General features: G+C 74.6%; 14 protein-coding genes. 2 read left to right on the forward strand and 12 right to left on the reverse strand.

Features of this window, described 5'->3' with window-relative positions; all coding sequences use genetic code 11:
- Positions 1 to 26: 26 nt before the first annotated feature.
- From NP064_RS09535 to argC, 10 genes are all read right to left on the reverse strand, one after another.
- The gene (locus NP064_RS09535) at positions 27 to 737 is read right to left on the reverse strand and encodes a DNA-3-methyladenine glycosylase (RefSeq protein ID WP_227570918.1); all 711 of its coding nucleotides are present in this window, start codon (positions 735 to 737) and stop codon (positions 27 to 29) included.
- Between the two features lie 47 nt (positions 738 to 784).
- Positions 785 to 1,429, reverse strand: coding sequence for a uridine kinase family protein (locus tag NP064_RS09540; RefSeq protein WP_308015951.1), 645 nt, complete (start codon positions 1,427 to 1,429; stop codon positions 785 to 787).
- 2 nt (positions 1,430 to 1,431) lie between these two features.
- Positions 1,432 to 2,856 carry an argininosuccinate lyase gene (gene argH / locus NP064_RS09545; RefSeq protein ID WP_227570871.1) on the reverse strand — a complete coding sequence of 475 codons (1,425 nt, stop codon included), beginning with the start codon at positions 2,854 to 2,856 and terminating at the stop codon, positions 1,432 to 1,434.
- Positions 2,849 to 4,090, reverse strand: coding sequence for an argininosuccinate synthase (locus tag NP064_RS09550; RefSeq protein WP_227570872.1), 1,242 nt, complete (start codon positions 4,088 to 4,090; stop codon positions 2,849 to 2,851). The genes argH and NP064_RS09550 overlap by 8 nt, the downstream gene beginning before the upstream one ends.
- 71 nt (positions 4,091 to 4,161) lie before the next feature.
- Positions 4,162 to 4,707 (reverse strand): arginine repressor, encoded by a 546-nt coding sequence (locus NP064_RS09555; RefSeq protein ID WP_227570873.1) that lies wholly within the window; start codon positions 4,705 to 4,707, stop codon positions 4,162 to 4,164.
- The gene (gene argF / locus NP064_RS09560; RefSeq protein WP_227570874.1) at positions 4,704 to 5,636 is read right to left on the reverse strand and encodes an ornithine carbamoyltransferase; all 933 of its coding nucleotides are present in this window, start codon (positions 5,634 to 5,636) and stop codon (positions 4,704 to 4,706) included. The genes NP064_RS09555 and argF overlap by 4 nt, the downstream gene beginning before the upstream one ends.
- A 1-nt stretch (position 5,637) precedes the next feature.
- Complete coding sequence (locus tag NP064_RS09565; RefSeq protein WP_372456425.1) at positions 5,638 to 6,900, reverse strand: acetylornithine transaminase; 1,263 nt, start codon at positions 6,898 to 6,900, stop codon at positions 5,638 to 5,640.
- Positions 6,897 to 7,928: an acetylglutamate kinase gene (argB, locus tag NP064_RS09570; protein ID WP_227570875.1), complete on the reverse strand. Its 1,032-nt coding sequence runs from the start codon at positions 7,926 to 7,928 to the stop codon at positions 6,897 to 6,899. Before argB ends, NP064_RS09565 begins: the two co-directional genes overlap by 4 nt.
- On the reverse strand, positions 7,925 to 9,088 hold the full coding sequence (gene argJ, locus NP064_RS09575; RefSeq protein ID WP_227570876.1) for a bifunctional glutamate N-acetyltransferase/amino-acid acetyltransferase ArgJ: 1,164 nt from the start codon (positions 9,086 to 9,088) through the stop codon (positions 7,925 to 7,927). The genes argB and argJ overlap by 4 nt, the downstream gene beginning before the upstream one ends.
- Positions 9,085 to 10,155 (reverse strand): N-acetyl-gamma-glutamyl-phosphate reductase, encoded by a 1,071-nt coding sequence (gene argC / locus NP064_RS09580; protein WP_227570877.1) that lies wholly within the window; start codon positions 10,153 to 10,155, stop codon positions 9,085 to 9,087. The genes argJ and argC overlap by 4 nt, the downstream gene beginning before the upstream one ends.
- 160 nt (positions 10,156 to 10,315) lie before the next feature.
- On the opposite strand from argC, the gene NP064_RS09585 reads away from it, so the two are divergent.
- Both NP064_RS09585 and NP064_RS09590 read left to right on the forward strand, forming a co-directional pair.
- Positions 10,316 to 11,299, forward strand: coding sequence for a quinone oxidoreductase family protein (locus NP064_RS09585; RefSeq protein WP_227570921.1), 984 nt, complete (start codon positions 10,316 to 10,318; stop codon positions 11,297 to 11,299).
- Positions 11,300 to 11,387: 88 nt separating this feature from the next.
- Positions 11,388 to 11,612 carry a hypothetical protein gene (locus NP064_RS09590; RefSeq protein ID WP_227570878.1) on the forward strand — a complete coding sequence of 75 codons (225 nt, stop codon included), beginning with the start codon at positions 11,388 to 11,390 and terminating at the stop codon, positions 11,610 to 11,612.
- Between the two features lie 99 nt (positions 11,613 to 11,711).
- Here NP064_RS09590 and pheT read toward each other — a convergent pair whose 3' ends face one another.
- Together pheT and pheS are read right to left on the reverse strand one after the other, a co-directional pair.
- Positions 11,712 to 14,288 carry a phenylalanine--tRNA ligase subunit beta gene (pheT, locus tag NP064_RS09595; protein WP_227570879.1) on the reverse strand — a complete coding sequence of 859 codons (2,577 nt, stop codon included), beginning with the start codon at positions 14,286 to 14,288 and terminating at the stop codon, positions 11,712 to 11,714.
- A complete protein-coding gene (gene pheS / locus NP064_RS09600; protein ID WP_227570880.1) occupies positions 14,288 to 15,352 on the reverse strand; it encodes a phenylalanine--tRNA ligase subunit alpha in 1,065 nt (354 codons plus the stop codon). Before pheS ends, pheT begins: the two co-directional genes overlap by 1 nt.
- Positions 15,353 to 15,564: the final 212 nt, after the last annotated feature.

Raw genomic sequence — 15,564 nt, forward strand, 5'->3', positions numbered from 1 at the left:
GTCCATGGTCCTGCGGGTGGCTGGTCTCAGGCCGACGTCGCCCCGCTGCGCGGGCTGCTCTTCGACGCCGGCGGGCGATAGCCGGGACGGTAGGCGGACACGGTGCGCTCGTCGGCGAGCCACAGCCGCCACGGGAACCGGCCCACGTCGGCGCCCGGCCCGCCGACGCCCACCCGGGCGCCGGAGGCGACGTGCGACGCGGCGACGAGCGGCTCGCGCCGGTGCAGCACCACGCCGCCGCCAGGCTCGGTCACATCGGCGCCGTTGGCGGCCAGGTCCAGCCCGAGGGCGACAGCGAGCCGCGCGGGGCCGCGGGCCAGCTGGCGGTCGGAGTCCACGACCCCGGCGCGCAGGCGTCGCTCGCGGGCCAGCTCGGCGCCCTCGACGACCTCCCCGGCGCGCAGCAGCACGGCGGCGGGCTCACCGCTCGGCCGGGTCACCACGTTGACGCAGTGGTGCAGCCCGAGGTGGCGGTAGACGTACAGCCGCCCCGGCTCGGCGAACATCGCGGAGTTCCGGGCCGTCCGGCCTCGGAACGCGTGCGACGCGGGGTCGTCGGCGCCCTCGTAGGCCTCCACCTCGGTGATCCGCAGCGTGACGTCGCCAGCGGCAGACCGCGCGGTGAGGTAGGCCCCGAGGAGGTCCCTCGCCACGGAGAGGGCGTCGCGGGCGTACCAGACGCGCGCGGGAGCGGGGCCGAAGACCGCGTCGCCGGCGAGCGGCTCGCCGGACGGCATGGCAGGCGGCTGTGCGCCGTCCATGTCGTCCACCGCCGGCCCCGTGCTCATGCCGACATCTTGCCGTACGCGTCGAGGCGGACGTCGGCCCGCTCACGGGTGTGCTCCCGCGCGAAGTGATCGGCCTCGTCGGACATCCAGCGCACCCAGTGGTCGCGCATCGCCGCGCCGTCGCGCTCGAGGCCTCGTGAGAGCCGGAGCTCCTCCGGCGCCTCGACCCACACCCGCAGCGTCGCGTCCGGGTCCGCGGCGCGTCGAGCGGACCCGCAGCCCTCGAGCACCAGCACCGCGGGGACCGGCACGTCCACCCACTCCGCGAAGGCGCCGGCGTGCCAGTCGTAGCGCTGGAACCGTCCGGGCGCCCCCCTGCGCAGCGGCTCGAGGACCTGGGCGGAGAGCCGCGGCCACAGGCTCCCCTCGAGCCCCGACCAGCCGTCGTACACGTCGTCGAGCCCGAGCACGGACGCGTCGGCCCCGTGCGAGCGGAGCCCTCTCGCGAGCCGCTGGGCGAACGTCGACTTGCCCGAGCCTGCGGGGCCGTCGACGCACACCAGTCGGACAGGGCCCAGGCGAGGGCGGCCGGAGAGGACGCGGGCGACGGTCAGCCGCACCACGTCCTCCCCCGCGACGCGCGACGACGACGCGGCGTCGTCGGACCCCGCGTCGTCGGACCGCGCCGCCGTGCCGAGCACCCCTAGTCCGTCCAGGACCGAAGCTCAGCCGAGCGGGAGCGGGCCCGCTCGAGCTGCTCGCGCACGCGGACGGGCGCGGTGCCGCCGCGGGCAGAGCGGGAGGCCAGCGAGCCCTCGACCGTCAGCACCGAGCGGACCTCGGGCGTCAGGTGGGGGGACACCGCGGCGAGTTCGTCGTCGGACAGGTCCCACAGCTCGATGCCGCGGTCCTCGCACACCCGCACGCAAGCCCCCGCCACCTCGTGCGCCACACGGAACGGCACGCCCTCGCGCACCAGCCACTCGGCGATGTCGGTCGCGAGCGAGAAGCCCTGCGGCGCGAGGGCCGCCATCCGCTCGGTGTCGAACGTCAAGGTCGCCGTCATCCCCGCGAAAGCGGGCAGCAGGACGGCGAGGGTGTCGACCTGGTCGAACACCGGCTCCTTGTCCTCCTGCAGGTCCCGGTTGTACGCGAGCGGCAGGCCCTTGAGCGTGGTGAGCAGCCCGGTCAGGTCGCCCACCAGGCGTCCTGCCTTGCCGCGCGCGAGCTCGGCGACGTCCGGGTTCTTCTTCTGCGGCATGATGCTCGACCCGGTGGAGTAGGCGTCGTCCAGGCGGACGAAGCCGAACTCCTTGGTGGCCCAGATCACAACCTCCTCGGCGAACCGGGACAGGTCGATGCCCGTCATGGCCGCCACGAAGGCGAACTCCGCCACCACGTCGCGCGACGCGGTGCCGTCGATCGAGTTCTCCACGCTCGCGTCGAAGCCCAGGTCGGCGGCCACCGCCGCCGGGTCCAGGCCCAGCGAGGAGCCCGCGAGCGCCCCCGAGCCGTAGGGCGAGACCGCGGCGCGCGCGTCCCAGTCCGTCCAACGCTCCACGTCGCGCAGCAGCGGCCACGCGTGCGCCAGCAGATGGTGGCCGAGCAGCACCGGCTGGGCGTGCTGCAGGTGCGTGCGCCCCGGCATGGGCGCGTCCCCCGCCGTCGCCGCCTGGTCGATCAGCGCGTCGACGACGTCGAGCACCAGGCCGCCGAGCGTGCGGGCCTGCTCGCGCAGGTACATGCGCACCAGCGTGGCGATCTGGTCGTTGCGCGAGCGCCCGGCGCGCAGCTTGCCGCCGAGCTCGGCGCCCGCGCGCTCGATCAGCCCGCGCTCGAGGGCCGTGTGCACGTCCTCGTCGTCCTCGGCCGGCCCGAAGGCCCCGGAGGCGACGTCCGCGCGCAGGCGGCCCAGGGCGTCGACCATCCCCGCGAGCTCGGCGTCGTCGAGCAGCCCCGCGGCGTGCAGCACCCGGGCGTGGGCGACCGAGCCAGCGATGTCATGGCCCGCGAGGCGCCAGTCGAAGTGCGTCGACTTCGACAGCGCCGCGAGCGCGTCCGCGGGGCCGCCGGCGAACCGGCCGCCCCACAGGCTCACCCGCGCGCCGTCGGCCGGGCTCTCAGGCACCGGTGATCCCGCCCGCGGCGCCCAGGTCCTCGGCGTTGCCGAACCGCACGTCGCGCGCGGCGGACAGCTTGGAGGTCAGGCCGTAGATCTCGATGAACCCCTTGGCCGCCGACTGGTCGAACGTGTCGCCCGTGTCGTAGGTCGCCAGGTTGAAGTCGTACAGGCTGGCGTCGCTGCGCCGGCCGGTGACCGTGGCGCGGCCGCCGTGCAGCACCATGCGGATGTCGCCCGACACGTAGCGCTGGGTGTCCTCGACGAACACGTCGAGCGAGCGCTTGAGCGGCGAGAACCACTGGCCGTCGTACACCAGCTCGGACCAGCGCTGCTCGACGCCCTTCTTGAAGCGGGCCTGCTCGCGCTCGACGGTGACGTTCTCGAGCTCCTGGTGCGCGGCGATGAGGGCGATCGCGCCGGGGGCCTCGTAGACCTCGCGGGACTTGATGCCGACCAGGCGGTCCTCGACGATGTCGATGCGGCCCACGCCCTGCGCGCCCGCCCGGCGGTTCATCTCCTGGATGGCCTGCAGCGGGGTGACCGGCACGCCGTCGAGCGCCACGGGCACGCCCTGCTCGAAGGTGATGACGACCTCGTCGGCGACCGGCGGGAACGTCGGGTCGTCGGTGTAGGTGTAGACGTCCTTGGTGGGCGCGTTCCAGATGTCCTCGAGGAAGCCGGTCTCGACCGCGCGGCCCCACACGTTCTGGTCGATCGAGAACGGGTTGTGCTTGGTCGTCTCGATGGGCAGCGAGTGCTTCGTGGCGAAGTCGATCGCCTTGTCGCGGGTCAGCGCGAGGTCGCGCACCGGCGCGAGGCACGTGAGGTCGGGGGCCAGCGAGGTGATGCCCACCTCAAAGCGGACCTGGTCGTTGCCCTTGCCGGTGCAGCCGTGCGCCACGGTCGTCGCGCCGAACTGGCGGGCGGCCCGCACCAGGTGCTTGACGATGACCGGGCGGGAGATCGCGGAGACCAGCGGGTAGCGGTCGAGGTAGAGGCCGTTCGCCTTGAGGGCCGGCATGCAGTACTCGGTGGCGAACTCGTCGCGCGCGTCGGCGACGTACGCCTCGACGGCGCCGCAGTCGAGCGCACGGCGGCGGATGACCTCGAGGTCCTCGCCGCCCTGGCCGACGTCGACCGCCACGGCGATCACCTCGGCGCCGGTGGCCTCGGCGATCCAGCCGATGCCCACAGAGGTGTCCAGGCCGCCCGAGTAGGCGAGGACGACGCGCTCAGTCATGAATATCTCTTCTCATCGCAGGGAACTGTTCAGGTGAGCCGGCGCGGGGGCGCCGGCGAGGCGGGATCGGCTCAGCCGTCCGACGCCAAGCTCAGGAATCGCGCCGCCAGGGAGGCCCCGTCGGCGCCGTTCTCGGTCTCGCGGGCGATCACGAGGACCGTGTCGTCGCCGGCGATCGTGCCCAGCACGGCGGGAAGGAAGGAGTGGTCGATCGCGGAGGCGAGGAACTGCGCGGCTCCCGGCGGCGTGCGCAGCACCACGAGGTTGCCCGACGCCTCCGCGGTCACGAGCAGCTCGGCGCACAGCCGGGCGAGCCGTGCCGCGAGCGCCTCCGAGTCCCCGAGCGCCGGCGTCCTGTCCCCGCCCTCGGCCGGCACCGCGTACGCCAGGGCTCCGCTGGCCGTGCGGATCTTGACGGCCCGCAGCTCGACCAGGTCGCGCGAGAGCGTCGCCTGGGTGACAGAGACCCCCTCCTCCGCGAGCGCGTCGGCGAGCTCGGCCTGCGAGTGCACCGACCGGCGCGCGAGCAGCCCGGTGATGAGCGCGTGCCGCGCCGCCTTCGTCTGGGGGACGGTCTGCCGCAGGTCGGCGGCCTGCCCGGTGACTCCGGCGCTCATGAGTTCTCCAACAGCCACGTGAGCAGCGCCTTCTGGGCGTGCAGTCGGTTCTCGGCCTCGTCCCACACCGCCGACTGCGGGCCGTCGATGACCTCGGCGGTGATCTCCTTGCCGCGGTAGGCGGGCAGGCAGTGCAGCACGACGGCGTCGGCCGCGGCCAGCTTGAGGGCGGAGTCGTTGACCTGGAACGGCGCGAACGGCTCCGCCCGCGACCCGGCCGTCTGCTCGTGGCCCATCGACACCCAGGTGTCGGTGGCGATCACATCGGCCCCGGCGAGCGCGTCGTCGCGGTGGTCGGTCACGAGCACCGACCCGCCCGTCTCGGCGGCGACCTCACGGGCCTTGGCGAGCACCGCCGGGTCCGGCTGGTACTGCCGGGGGGTGCCGACGCGCACGTGCAGGCCGGCGGTGACGCCGCCCAGCACGTAGGAGTTCGCCATGTTGTTGGCGCCGTCGCCCAGGTAGGACAGCGTCATGCCGGGCAGCGCGTCCACGCCGCCGCGCAGCTGCGCGACCGTCATGAGGTCGGCGAGGACCTGGCACGGGTGGAACTCGTCGGTCAGGGCGTTGACGACCGGAACGGCCGAGGCCGACGCCATCTGCTCGACGCGCTCCTGGGCGAAGGTGCGCCACACGATGGCCGCGCACTGCCGGTCGAGCACCCGCGCCGTGTCCTCGACGGGCTCGCCGCGGCCGAGCTGGGAGCTCGCTCCGTCGATCAGCATCGGGTACCCGCCGAGTTCGGCGACCCCGACCGCGAAGGACACCCGGGTCCGGGTGGACGGCTTGTCGAACAGCAGCGCGACCGCGCGCGGCCCGGCGAGCGGGGTGCGCAGGAACCGGTCGTCGCGGAACGCCAGCCCGAGCTCGAGGACCTCCCGCTGCTCGTGGTGGTCCAGGTCGTCGTCGCGCAGGAAGTGGCGCGCCATGTCAGGCCTCCGTGCCGAGGTCGTGGGGCAGCCGGGACAGGAAGGCCGTGAACTGGCCCGCCTGCTCGGCAGTGAGGATGAGGGGCGGCGCCAGGCGCAGCACGGACGGCGCGCACGGGTTGACGATGATGCCCTCCTCGAGCGCGCGCGAGGCGGCCTCGGCCGCCACCGGGGCGGTGAGCTCGACGGCGATGAGCAGCCCCTCGCCGCGCACCTCCCGGACGAGCGGGTGGCCCAGGGCCGTCAGGTCCGCCCGCCACTGGTCGCCCAGCGCTCGCACATGAGCCAGCAGCCCGTCGCGCTCGATCACGCCGATGGTGGCCAGCCCGGCGGCGGCGGCCACCGGGTTGCCGCCGAAGGTGGTGCCGTGCTGGCCGCGCCCGAGCAGCGTCGCGGCGTGCTCGCCGTACGCGACGACGGCGCCGATCGGGAAGCCGCCGCCGAGGCCCTTGGCCAGGGTCACGACGTCGGGCCGGATGCCGCCGCCCAGGCGCGGGTGCTGGTGGGCGAGCCAGGCGCCGGTGCGGCCCATGCCGGACTGGACCTCGTCGAGCGCGAGCAGGGCGCCCGACTCGGCCGTGAGCCGCCGCGCCAGCGCGAGGTACCCCGGCGGGAGGGCCCGCACGCCTGCCTCGCCCTGCACGGGCTCGAGCACGAGCGCGGCGACGTCCTCGCCGTCCTGGGCGAAGGCCGCCTCCAACGCGTCCGTGTCCCCGAACGGCAAGAACTCCACCCCGCCGGGCAGCGGCTCGAACGGCTCGCGGTAGGCGGGCTTGTGGGTCAGCGCGAGGGCCCCCATCGTCCGCCCGTGGAACGAGCCCTCCAGGGCGAGGACTCGCCGGCGCCCGGTGCGGCGCGCCATCTTCACGACCGCCTCGTTCGCCTCGGTGCCGGAGTTCGCGAAGAACACCCGCGACCCCGCGGGGGCCTCCGCCAGGGCGAGCAGCCGCTCGGCGAGCGCCACCTGGGTGGGCGTGGCGAAGAAGTTCGACACGTGCCCGAGAGTCCCCAGCTGCGCGGAGATCGCCGCGGTGAGCGTGGGGTGCGCGTGCCCGAGCGCGTTGACTGCGATCCCCGCGAGCAGGTCGAGGTAGCGGTTGCCGTCGGCGTCCCAGACGTAGGGGCCCTCGCCGCGCACCAGCACGCGCTGCGGCGAGCCGAACGTGTCCATCACGGCAGCCGAGTACCGCTGCGACCAGTGCGCGCCGGAGTCAGGCGCCGTGAGGGTGGTGGCGTCGTCGCGCGCGTCCAGCTCCGAGCTCACAGCGGTCCTCCCATGTGCGAGACGTCGACCCCGACCACTGGCAGCTGGCCGGTGAACGGCGAGGGGACGGGCTCGTCGTCGGGCAGCACCATCGTGCCGATGCCCTCCGTGGTGAACACCTCCACCAGGATCGAGTGGGGCTCGCGCCCGTCGATGACGTGCGCTCGCCCGACACCGCCCTCGACAGCCCGCCAGCAGGCCTCCATCTTCGGACGCATGCCTGAGTCCAGGGCCGGCAGCAGGTCCGCCAGCTCGGCCGCGCGGATGCGGCGCACCAGCGACGTCCGGTCCGGCCAGCTCGTGTAGAGCCCCTCGACGTCCGTCAGCACGATGAGCTTGCGCGCGCCCAGGGCCACGGCGAGCGCGGCGGCGGCGGTGTCGGCGTTGACGTTGAGGACGTGCGTGGGGTCGTCGATGTCGGGGGCGACCGTCGAGACGACCGGGATGCGCCCGGCGTCGAGCAGGTCGATCACCGCGGACGGGTTGACCTGCACGACGTCGCCGACCAGGCCCACGTCCACCAGCTGCCCATCGACCACGGCGTGCCGGCGGCGCGCCTGCAGCAGGCCGCCGTCCTCGCCCGAGAGCCCGACCGCGTGCGGGCCGTGCGCGTTGAGCAGGCCCACGAGCTCACGCGACACCTGCCCGGTCAGCACCATCCGGACCACGTCCATCGCCTCGGGCGTGGTGACGCGGAGGCCGCCGCGGAACTCGCTCTCGATGCCCAGCCGGTCGAGCATGGTGTTGATCTGGGGACCGCCGCCGTGCACCACGACGGGGCGCAGGCCGACCTGGCGCAGGAACACCATGTCCTCGGCGAACGCGCGCTTGAGCCGCTCGTCCACCATCGCGTTGCCGCCGTACTTGACGACCACGAGCGCGCCGCTGAAGCGCTGCAGCCACGGCAGGGCCTCGATGAGCACCTCGGCCTTCTGGTCGGCGCGCAGGTCGGTGCGGGTGTTGAACACGAATTCCTCGTCGCTCTGGTTGCTCACGTCGTGCTGGCTCAGGTCCTGGCCCCCGCTCATGTCGAGTACGCGCTGTTCTCGTGGACGTAGTCGTGCGTGAGGTCGTTGGTCCACACGGTGGCGCTCGCGCCACCGGCGTGCAGGTCCAGCAGCACCTGCACCTCGCGGGCGGCGGCGAGGTCCACCAGGCTGCGGTCCTCGCCCACTCCCCCGGCACGGCAGACCTGGACGCCGTTGATGCTGACGTCCAGCCGGTCGGCGTCGAAGGGCGCGACGTCGGCGGGCACCGTGCCAGCGGCGGCGAGCACCCGGCCCCAGTTGGGGTCGTTGCCGTACACCGCGGCCTTGAACAGGTTGGAGCGGGTCACGGCGCGGGCCACGGCCACGGCCGCGTCCTCCGTGGTGGCGTTGATGACGGTGACGGCGATGTCGTGGCTCGCGCCCTCCGCGTCGGCGACGAGCGCCCGGGCCAGCTCGGCGCAGGCCTGGGTGAGCGCGTCGAGGAACGCGGCGGGCTCCGGGACGACGCCGGAGGCGCCCGAGGCGAGCAGCAGCACGGTGTCGTTCGTCGACATGCAGCCGTCGGAGTCGACCCGGTCGAACGTCGTCCGGGTCGCGGCCCGCAGGGCGTCGTCCGCCGCTGGAGCCGCGATCGCGGCGTCGGTGGTGAGGACCACGAGCATCGTCGCGAGGCCGGGCGCCAGCATGCCCGCCCCCTTGGCGATACCGCCCACGGACCACCCGTCGCCCGCCACGTGCACAGTCTTGGCGACGGTGTCGGTGGTCATGATCGCCGTGGCGGCGGCCTCGCCGCCCTGCGTGCTGAGCGCCTCGGCGGCCGCGTCGACGCCCGGGAGCAGGAGATCCATGGGCAGCCGCTCGCCGATCAGGCCGGTCGAGCACACCAGGACGTCGCCAGGCGAGGTGTCGAGCGCCTGGGCGACGTGCTCGGCGGTGCGGTGCGTGTCGCCGAACCCCTCCGGGCCCGTGCAGGCGTTGGCGCCCCCGGAGTTCAGCACCACGGCGTGCGCGACGCCGTCAGCCACGGCCTGGCGCGACCACACGACCGGCGCCGCGACGACGCGGTTGGTCGTGAAAACCCCGGCCGCGACGCGCAGCGGGCCGTCGTTGACGACGAGCGCGAGGTCCGGGCGCCCGGAGGCCTTCAGCCCTGCCGTGACGCCCGCCGCCCGGAAGCCCTTCGGGGAGGTGACGGTCACGGCGCGACCCCGTCCTGCGCGAGACCCGCGGTCTCGGGCAGCCCGAGCGCGAGGTTGAGCGACTGCACGGCGCCACCGGCGGTGCCCTTGACAAGGTTGTCGATCGCGGTGACCGTGACCACGCGGCCGGCCCGCTCGTCGACCGCGACCTGGACCAGCGCCGTGTTGGCGCCCAGGGTCGCGGCGGTGCTCGGCCACTCCCCCTCGGGGAGCAGCTGGACGAACGGCTCGTCCGCGTACGCCTCCTGCCAGGCGGCGCGGACCGTGGCCGGGTCGGTCCCCGGCACGAGGCGGGCCGTGGCGGTCGCGAGGATGCCCCGCGGCATGGGCACCAGGGTGGGCGTGAAGGAGATCGTCACGTCCGGGGCGCCCGCGACGGCGAGGTTCTGACGGATCTCGGGGATGTGCCGATGGCTGCCGCCCACCGCGTAGGGCTGGGCGCTGCCGAGCGCCTCGCTCGCGAGCAGGTGCGTCTTGAGGCTCTTGCCCGCGCCGGAGTACCCGTTGGCGAGCACAGCGACGAGGTCGGTGGGCTCGATGACCCCCGCCGCGACGCCGGGCTGGAGCCCCAGGGTGACGGCGGTGACGTTGCAGCCGGGCACCGCGATGCGCCGTGCGGACGCCAGCTCGGCGCGCTGCTGGGCGGCCGTCTTCTCCCCCGCGTGCAGCAGCTCGGGCAGCCCGTAGGGCCAGGTGCCGGCGTGCGGGCTGCCGTAGTACTCCTGCCACGCCGCGGCGTCGGTGAGCCGGTGGTCGGCGCCGAGGTCGAGCACGATCGCGTGGTCACCGCGGTCCGCGAGCGCGGCTGCGAGCTCGCCGCTGGCGCCGTGGGGCAGCGCGAGCACGACCACGTCGTGCCCGGTGAGCTCGTCGACGGCGGTGGGGGCGAGCATGCGGTCGGCCAGGCTGCGCAGGTGCGGCTGATGCGAGCCCAGGGGCGTCCCGGCGTTGCTGTGCGCGGTGAGCGCCCCGATCTTCGCCTCGGGGTGGCCGAGCAGGATCCGCAGGATCTCGCCGCCCGCGTATCCGCTCGCCCCTGCGACGGCAACCGTGAAAGTCATGTGCATGAACATACACCCGAGTGCAGTTTGATACGTCGAGGTCCCAGCATCCGAGAGCCTCGCGCCGCACCGCCACCCATCATCTCACCGCGTCCTGACCTGCGCGTGGGCCGCGCGCCCACGCCGGCGGCGGAATGTTCCCGTGGCGGCCCGCGTTGCCGAGGGCATGCGTGCCATCGACGCCACCGCACCGGGCGGCCCAGACGTCCTCCGCCTGGTCGAGCGCCCCGACCCCGAGCCCGGTCCCACCGACGTGCTGGTGCGGGTGGCCGCCGCGGGCGTCAACTTCGTCGACACCTACCGGCGGTCGGGCCTCTATCCCGCGTCCTTCCCCCACACCGTGGGATCGGAGGGCGCCGGCCGCGTCGTGGCGATCGGCGCCGAGGTGAGTGACATCGCCGTGGGCGACCGGGTCGCGTGGGCATCCGCGCCCGGCTCCTACGCCGAGCTGGTACTGGTGCCCGCGGCGATCGCCCTGCCCGTGCCCGACGCCGTCGACGACCAGGTCGCCGCCGCCATCCCCATGCAAGGGTTGACCGCCCACTACCTCGCCGCCTCGACCTTCCCTGTGACCCCCGGCCAGGACGTGCTCGTCCACGCCGGCGCCGGCGGCGTGGGCCTGCTGCTCACACAACTCGCCGCGGCCCGCGGCGCGCGAGTCATCACCACGGTGGGCGCCCCGGCCAAGGAGGCCCTCTCGCGGGAGGCCGGCGCCACCGACGTCATCCGGTACACCGAGCTCGACGACCTCACCGCCGAGCTCCCCACCCTTGTGCGCGATCTCACCGGCGGCGCGGGCGTGCACACGGTCTTCGACGGCGTCGGACGCGCCACCTTCGAGGCATCGCTCGCCTCCCTACGCCCCCGGGGCGGCCTCGCCCTCTTCGGAGCGGCCTCGGGGCCGGCGCCCCCGATCGACCCCCAGCGCCTCAACGCCGCCGGGTCGCTCTACCTGACACGCCCCACCCTCGGGCACTACACCGCGACCCGCGAGGAGCTCCTCTGGCGCGCCGGCGAGCTGTTCGCCGCCATCGCGGCCGGGCTCCTCGACGTGCGGATCGGCGCCGCCTACCCTCTGGCGGAGGCGGCCGATGCCCACCGGGCCCTCGAGGGCCGCGCCACCACCGGGAAGGTCCTCCTGCTGCCATGACACGGTCGCCGTCAGCGTCACGCCACCAGCCACGAGGCCGCGCCGCTCACGCGCCGGCAGCCTGCGCCCTGCGCGGCGGGGGCACGCCGTGATCCCGCTCGAGGGCGACGAGCCGTCGCCCCCGTGGCTCCGGCGCCTGTCCGCGGTCCTCGTGGTGCTGCTCACCGTGACCCTCGTCATCGGGTACGCGTCCTACGGGCTCCGGCGCCCGGCCTGCGCGGACGTGGACGGCGTGAGCGTCAGCGCGCGGTGGTCCTGGTCCGACGCCCAATGGACGTGCCCGCTGCCCGCGGGGTCCGGCGTCCGCGCGTGAACCGGCAAGCCTGACAGGCGCGGCGACCCCGCCCAGCACGACGCCCGCGTCCACCGAGGTGGGCGCGGGCGTCTGGGCTGAGGGCTCGGGAGGCGGCGATCAGGCCCGGAGCACCGCACCGACCCGTCGACCCGCCTCGGCCACCACGGCCTCGCGCACGCCCGCGGCCTCCTCGGCCGTGAGCGTCCGGTCCGCCGCACGCAGCCGCAGCGAGAAGGCCAGCGACTTCTTCCCCTCGCCAACCTGGGCGCCGGTGTAGACGTCGAACAGCCGCAGCTCCTCGAGCACGTCGCCCGCAGGGCTCGCCGCCGCGCCCGCGCGCACCGCGGCATCGACCTCGGCCGCCGGAACGGAGGAATCGACCACGAGCGCGATGTCCTCCTTGGCGACCGGGAACGTCGAGACCTCGTGCGCCTGCACGGGCTCGGAGCCCGCCGCGTCCAGCAGCACATCGAGGTCCACCTCGAACGCGGCCGCCCGCTCAGGCAGCCCCAGGGCAGCGACGACCTTGGGGTGCAGCTCTCCCGCGTGCCCGACGAGCCGGCCGTCAGAGGTCTCCAGCCGCGCCGTGCGGCCGGGGTGCCACGGAGCACGCGAGCCGTCCGCGACCACGGTCACGGGCGCCCCCGCCACCTCGGCCACCAGCAGGGCGCCGGCGATCGCGTCGGTGTGGTCCGCCCGCCGTCCCGCGCCCCACCAGCCGGAGCGCTCGCGCTGGCCGGCGAGCACGCCGGCCACCCGCCGCGGCTGCGCGGGCACACCCGCGTCGAGGGCCGCGAGGTCGGCATCCGACGGCCGGACGGCCCCCGGGAGGCTGGGCGGCGCCGGGGCCCCGGCGGTGGGCAGGGTGACCAGGCCGACCTCGAACACCGCCAGGTCGCCCGTGCCACGGCCCACGTTGCGACGAGCCGTCTCGAGCAGGGTCTCGAGCACAGTGGTGCGCAGCTCGGGGCGCGCGTCGGACAGCGGGTTCAGCAGCCGCAGGGCCTGGCGTCGGGCGTCGTCCGCGGGGATGGTCAGCGCGTCGTGCTGCTCGGCGCCCACGAACGGGTAGCTGAGCGTCTCGACGTACCCGGCCGCGGCGAGAGCCCGGGCCACCGCGCGCCGGGCGCGCTGCTCGTCGGTCAGGCCGCGGCCCGCGGGAGCCGCGGGAAGCACCGACGGGATCGCGTCGTAGCCGCGCAGCCGCGCGACCTCCTCGACCAGGTCGACCGGCTCGGCCAGGTCGGGGCGCCACGTCGGCGCCTGCACCTCGACCACCGCGGCGCCTGCGTCCCCGCGCACGACGCACCCGATCTCGTCGAGCGTCTCGCGCACCTGGTCCGGGGTGTACTCCACCCCCACGATCCGGCCCGGCAGGTCGAGCGGCAGGCTGATCAGCGTGGGAGCCGGCGTCCGGTCGACGTCGGTCACCGCGGGCTCGGGCGTGCCGCCGCCGTGCTCCACCAGGAGCTCCACGACGCGCGCGACCGCCACCCGCGGCAGCCGCGGGTCGACGCCGCGCTCGAAGCGCTTGGCCGCCTCGCTGGGCAGCTTGTGGCGCCGCGCCGTGCGGGCCACGGTGATCGGGTCGAAGTGCGCGGCCTCGATCAGCAAGTCGCTGGTACCCGACGCCACCTCGCTCTCGGCGCCGCCCATCACGCCGGCCAGGCCGAGGATGCGCGACGCGCGCTCCCCCGCCGGGCTGTCGGTGATGAGCAGGTCCTCCGGGTCGAGCACGCGCTCGGCGCCGTCGAGGGTGCGCAGCCGCTCCCCCGCACGAGCCCGGCGCACCACGATCGGCTCGGCCACCTGCGCCAGGTCGTAGGCGTGCAACGGCTGGCCCAGGTCGAGCATCACGTAGTTCGTGACGTCCACCGCCAACGAGATCGGGCGCATGCCCGCCTGCGTCAGGCGGCGCTGCATCCACGCCGGCGACGGGGCGGACGCGTCCACCCCGCGCACCACCTGGGCGACGAAGCGGTCCGCGCCCGGCACGCCGTGGATCGGCGCGACGTCGGTGATCTCGACGCCGAAGCCCGCGCCACCGGCAGCCCCGGAGACCGCGACGTCCGCGGCCGTCGCGAGACCGGGGTCGGTGAACGACGCGCCGGTCGAGTGCGAGTACTCGCGGGCCACGCCGCGCATCGAGAAGCAGTAGCCGCGGTCCGGCGTCACGTTGATCTCGAGGACCTCCTCGCCGAGACCGAGCAGCTCGCGCGCGTCGGCGCCGGGCTCTGCGTCGATCCCGATCCGGGACAGCACGATGATGCCGTCGTGGTCCTCGCCCAGGCCCAGCTCGCGGGCCGAGCAGATCATGCCGTCCGACACGTGCCCGTACGTCTTGCGGGAGGCGATGGGGAACGGCCCCGGCAGCACCGCGCCAGGCAGCGCGACGACCACGCGGTCGCCGACGTCGAAGTTGTGCGCGCCGCACACGATGCCCCGGGGGGTCCCGTCGGCCTCGTTGTGGGCGCCCACGTCAACGCGGCACCAGTTGATGACCTTGCCGTTCTTCTGCGCCTCGGGCGTGCGCTCCACGACCTCGCCGACCACCAGCGGGCCGGTCACGGCCGCGGGGAGGATGGCCTCCTCCTCGAGCCCGACCCGGACCAGGTCCGCGGCGAGCTGCTCGGCGGTCGTGCCGGCGGGGACGTCGACGTGCTCGGCGAGCCACGTCAGAGGGATGCGGGGCATCAGATCTCCATCCCGAACTGCTCGGAGAAGCGCACGTCGCCCTCCACCATGTCGTGCATGTCAGCGATGCCGTGCCGGAGCATCAGCGTGCGCTCGATCCCCATGCCGAACGCGAAGCCCGTGTACACGTCGGGGTCGATGCCCGCCGCGCGCAGCACGTTGGGGTTGACCATCCCGCAGCCTCCCCACTCGATCCAGCCGGCCCCGCCCTTCTTCTGCGGGAACCACAGGTCCATCTCGGCGCTGGGCTCGGTGAAGGGGAAGAACGAGGGGCGCAGCCGGGTCGTGGCGTCCGGGCCGAAGATCGACCGCGCGAAGTGGTCGAGCGTGCCCTTGAGGTGCGCCATGGTCAGGCCCTTGTCGACGGCGAGGCCCTCGACCTGGTGGAACACCGGGGTGTGCGTCGCGTCGAGCTCGTCGGTGCGGAACACCTTGCCCGGGCACGCGATGTACACCGGCAGCTCGCGGGACAGCAGCGTGCGCGCCTGCACCGGCGAGGTGTGCGTCCGCAGCACCAGGTGCGAGTCCACGCCAGGCTCGCCGGAGTCGACGAAGAACGTGTCCTGCATCTGACGCGCGGGGTGGTCGACGCCGAAGTTCAGCGCGTCGAAGTTGAACCACTCCGCCTCGACCTCGGGGCCGTCGGCGATCTCCCAGCCCATCGAGACGAAGATGTCGGCGATCCGCTCCTGGAGGGTCTCCAAGGGGTGGCGGGCGCCGCGCGGCTGCCGGTCGACGGGCAGCGTCACGTCGACGGACTCCTCGACGAGCACGCGCTCGTCGCGCTCGGCCTCGAGCTGCTCCTGACGGGCGGCCAGGGCCTTGCCGAGCCGGCCGCGGGCCGCGCCCACGAGCTTGCCGGCGACGGCCTTGTCGGCGGGCGGCAGCTGGCCGATCTCGCGGTTGGCGAGGGCGAGCGGGCTGCGCTCGCCGACGTGCTCGAGCCGCGCGGCCTTGAGCTCGTCGAGGTCCGAGGCCCGCTCGAGGGCGGCCAGGGCATCGGCGAGGGCGGCCTCGACGCCAGGGGCGTCGAGCGGGGACAGGGGGGACGCAGAGGTGGACATCCGGGCCTTCCAGGCGGGAACGGACCGGCCGGCGCACGAGCGCGCGACCAGCAGGAGAGTCTAGTGGTGCCCGCCCGGCGGCCTCGTCCGCGGCGCCGGCTCAGCCGGCTGCGGTCCTGTGCGCAGCGTCAGCCGCGCGGCCCCAGGACGGGCCACGGAAATCGACGACCACGCCCGGCCGGCGTCGTTCCAGCGCGCATGCCGCCCATGCT

The organism is Cellulomonas chengniuliangii (assembly GCF_024508335.1).
GTDB classification, from domain to species: Bacteria; Actinomycetota; Actinomycetes; order Actinomycetales; family Cellulomonadaceae; genus Cellulomonas_A; species Cellulomonas_A chengniuliangii.

What these genes read in the sequence shown, in the direction of transcription:
- NP064_RS09535 (WP_227570918.1), bottom strand. Translation starts at nt 737, where the DNA reads ATGCCGTCCGGCGAGCCGCTCGCCGGCGACGCGGTCTTCGGCCCCGCT.
- NP064_RS09550 (WP_227570872.1), bottom strand. Translation starts at nt 4,090, where the DNA reads ATGACTGAGCGCGTCGTCCTCGCCTACTCGGGCGGCCTGGACACCTCT.
- NP064_RS09555 (WP_227570873.1), bottom strand. Translation starts at nt 4,707, where the DNA reads ATGAGCGCCGGAGTCACCGGGCAGGCCGCCGACCTGCGGCAGACCGTC.
- argF (WP_227570874.1), bottom strand. Translation starts at nt 5,636, where the DNA reads ATGGCGCGCCACTTCCTGCGCGACGACGACCTGGACCACCACGAGCAG.
- argB (WP_227570875.1), bottom strand. Translation starts at nt 7,928, where the DNA reads ATGAGCGGGGGCCAGGACCTGAGCCAGCACGACGTGAGCAACCAGAGC.
- argC (WP_227570877.1), bottom strand. Translation starts at nt 10,155, where the DNA reads ATGCACATGACTTTCACGGTTGCCGTCGCAGGGGCGAGCGGATACGCG.
- NP064_RS09585 (WP_227570921.1), top strand. Translation starts at nt 10,316, where the DNA reads ATGCGTGCCATCGACGCCACCGCACCGGGCGGCCCAGACGTCCTCCGC.
- pheT (WP_227570879.1), bottom strand. Translation starts at nt 14,288, where the DNA reads ATGCCCCGCATCCCTCTGACGTGGCTCGCCGAGCACGTCGACGTCCCC.
- pheS (WP_227570880.1), bottom strand. Translation starts at nt 15,352, where the DNA reads ATGTCCACCTCTGCGTCCCCCCTGTCCCCGCTCGACGCCCCTGGCGTC.